The sequence below is a fragment of the Pseudoalteromonas sp. HM-SA03 genome (assembly GCF_002289345.1).
Lineage (GTDB): Bacteria > Pseudomonadota > Gammaproteobacteria > Enterobacterales > Alteromonadaceae > Pseudoalteromonas.
Window position 1 is genome coordinate 1 of record NZ_NSDG01000191.1, and the last position, 852, is coordinate 852.

At 38.0% G+C, this 852-nt stretch carries 1 protein-coding gene and 1 pseudogene; both read right to left on the bottom strand.

The genetic code is table 11. The features are described from left to right. Positions 1–76: pseudogene (locus tag CKO50_RS25200) on the bottom strand (transposase); the annotation flags it as partial. A gap of 101 nt (positions 77–177) precedes the next feature. Continuing rightward, positions 178–582, bottom strand: coding sequence for a hypothetical protein (locus CKO50_RS23265; RefSeq protein WP_095730083.1), 405 nt, complete (start codon positions 580–582; stop codon positions 178–180). Between the last annotated feature and the right edge of the window lie 270 nt (positions 583–852).

Consider the following 852-nt stretch of genomic DNA (forward strand, 5'->3'; position numbering starts at 1 on the left):
GTGTTTCACAGTAAGCGGTTATTGTCCGCTCTCGGCCAACTGCACCGTGAAATACCCGAGAAAATTGCGTGCCAACGAACAGATGACACCCATCACTACGTTTAAGTATTAAACTTACGTGACACTTTTAAAACATGTCAATTTAAGGTGGGCATCAGCGATTTATACTCTTTGCGTTTAAGCGGTTTCACTGATTTTCTTAGGTAAAATATAGCCCTGATAACTTTTGAGGGCTGCTAAGGTTTCTTCATAGCCTTTGGTTGATTGACCTATACTGCGGTTATACTCAATTCTACGTTCTAAAGCGCCCAAATAGTCTTTATTTTCTATACCGACAAGAGTATCACCTTTAAACTCAAATTCTTCAAAAGGGATGTACTGCCATACGCGATCATCTCCAGTGACTTTAGCTAACGTTTTTATGTCCTCTTGAGATACGTTCCGCATATCAAGACCATTGGTATTCGATTCCTTATTTTCAGAATTTAAAGAAAGTGAATTTTGATTGGCTAAATTTTGCTTTTTTACGACTTCGACAGCGTTGTAGTTACCATAAGTAGCTTGGGTATTTGATATATTCATAATAGAACTCCTTTCGTTTCGACCTAAATCCATAAGCAATAATCACGCCTTTTTATTTACTGACGCACTGCATTTGTTGGCTTCCAACGACTAACAAATGGCTATTAACAAGGAATCGATGGCACCCACTACGATTTGCATCAACGCTGAACAGTGAGAAATCGATGAGAACAGTGAGAAATCGATGAGAACAGTGAGAAATCGATGACACCCACTACTATTTGTATCAACGCTGAATAAACTTAGGTAAAAAAGTATAAAAATACTTCA